3 protein-coding genes and 1 pseudogene are annotated in these 1,860 nt (G+C 70.9%); all 4 read right to left on the reverse strand.

Translation table 11 applies throughout. The features are described 5' to 3' along the window. A pseudogene (locus E2E34_RS33940) lies at window positions 1-195 on the reverse strand (hypothetical protein); the annotation flags it as partial. 131 nt (window positions 196-326) lie between these two features. Then, window positions 327-797 carry a Dps family protein gene (locus E2E34_RS33945; protein ID WP_138905663.1) on the reverse strand — a complete coding sequence of 157 codons (471 nt, stop codon included), beginning with the start codon at window positions 795-797 and terminating at the stop codon, window positions 327-329. A gap of 195 nt (window positions 798-992) precedes the next feature. After that, complete coding sequence (locus tag E2E34_RS33950; protein WP_028814221.1) at window positions 993-1,373, reverse strand: helix-turn-helix domain-containing protein; 381 nt, start codon at window positions 1,371-1,373, stop codon at window positions 993-995. Window positions 1,374-1,482: 109 nt separating this feature from the next. After that, window positions 1,483-1,860, reverse strand: a 378-nt coding sequence (locus E2E34_RS33955; RefSeq protein WP_138905664.1) for a CinA family protein, incomplete at its 5' end; no start/stop codon positions are given.

Here is a 1,860-nt window from a genome sequence, read left to right on the forward strand (position 1 = left end):
CGCCGACACCGCGTGGACCGGCAGCAGGCTCAGCCCCCAACCGCCCGCCGCCACCGCACCCTCCACGACGCCCGCCCGCTCCGGCACCAACACGAGCCGCAGCACGGCGCACCACCACACCGCACCGAGCACCAGCGCCGGAATCAGCACCGGCACCAGGACCGACCGGCGTCGCCAGAAGTCACGCCATGCCATGGCTGCCTCCTCCGACCGACGCTAGACGGGCCCCCGTACACGGCGGGAGGGCGCACCGGATGCACACCCCGGCGCACCCGCCCGCACCAGACACCGCACGCGCCCGCGCTCTGCGCCCCCGCTCGCCGCGCCTACTCGCTCTCGGCCTGGAACATCCACGCGTGCTTCTCGAGATCCGCCGTCAGCCCGATGATGATGTCCTGGCTCACCGGATCCGGATCGGCGGTCGCCTGGATCCGCTCCCGCATGCGCCCGACCACGACGCCGAGGGCGTCCACCAGGATCCGTACGGCGTCCACGTCCTTGATCCACCCCGACGGCACCTCCCGGATCGCCGTCGCCCGCGCCACGCTCGCGGACCGCCCGTCCGGGTTGACGCCCAGCGCCGACGCCCGTTCCGCGACCGAGTCGGAGTGCAGCCTCGCCGTGCCGACCACCTCGTCGAGTTGCAGGTGCACCGACCTGAAGCGCGGCCCCACCACGTTCCAGTGGACCTGCTTGGCCACCAGCGACAGGTCCACGAGGTCCACGAGCGCGCCCTGCAGGGCCTCGCCCACCACCTTGAGATCCGCCTCGGGCAGGGTGCTCTTCACTACAGACATCCGTTTTCCTCCTCGGGGAGCCGGCGCGCGCGGGGAACCGGCACGGTTCAGCCCTTCGCCGTCTCACCACCATGACACAAACGCCACAAAACGGTCAGGTGAGGGCATGCGAGAGCCCCGGGGGTCACCAGGACCCACCGGGGCTCTCGCACAAGCCTCAGACCGCTGTCACCGCGGTCGTGGCGGTCACCGCGCTCAGGCGGCGACCACGTCCACCGCTTCCGCGGGTGCCTTGATCGTCACCCGCTCCGGTGGCACACCTGCCACCGACGTCACCGAAACGGAGTTGAGCATCGGGCGTACCGGTGGACGCACCGGCTCGCTCGCAGCCGACTCCGCCAGCTCAGCCAGCGACAACTCATCACTCACTTCGCGCATGAGCTCGGACATCCGTACATCGAGCGCGTCGCAGATAGCGGAGAGCAGTTCGGAGGAAGCCTCCTTCTGCCCCCGCTCCACCTCGGATAGATAGCCGAGTGAGACTCGGGCGGACGAGGAGACTTCGCGCAGAGTACGGCCCTGGCGCTGGCGCTGCCGACGCAGCACGTCACCAAGCAGGCGACGGAGCAGAATCATCGGTGGCTCCCTCCTCGGACCGCGTAGCCGCATCCTTCACGCCCCACCGTACCGCCTCGCGCTGCGGCCGTGCGGGGAGCGATGTCGTGTTCACTCAGGGCTGCAAACATCAATTCCCCCCGTTCTGTTCCGTATCCTGTGCCCGCGCATTTTCGTTCAGTTCGCCGGAGAGCAGGGTCAGTACGCTCCGCACACTCTCCATACGGATTACCGCCCGGTCACCGTTCAACCTCAACCGGGCCACTTTCCCGGCTCCGCCCGGCCCCGCGACCGCCACGAACACCGTCCCCACGGGCTGCCCGTCCTGGGCGTCGGGTCCCGCGACCCCGGTGGTCGCGATGCCCCAGGCCGCTTTGAGTACCCGCCGAGCGCCAGGCCGCCCCCGACGTCGCGCTCCCCGGGCACGCCCAGGACACGCCGCCCGAGGACCTGCCCGACGGCCTCGCGCCGGCCTCGGGTCCGCGCGCGCCGCTGCGCCAGCGCCTGG

The organism is Streptomyces albidochromogenes, from assembly GCF_005981925.1.
In the GTDB taxonomy this organism is placed as follows: domain Bacteria; phylum Actinomycetota; class Actinomycetes; order Streptomycetales; family Streptomycetaceae; genus Streptomyces; species Streptomyces albidochromogenes.

What these genes read in the sequence shown, in the direction of transcription:
- E2E34_RS33950 (WP_028814221.1), bottom strand. Translation starts at nt 1,373, where the DNA reads ATGATTCTGCTCCGTCGCCTGCTTGGTGACGTGCTGCGTCGGCAGCGC.
- E2E34_RS33945 (WP_138905663.1), bottom strand. Translation starts at nt 797, where the DNA reads ATGTCTGTAGTGAAGAGCACCCTGCCCGAGGCGGATCTCAAGGTGGTG.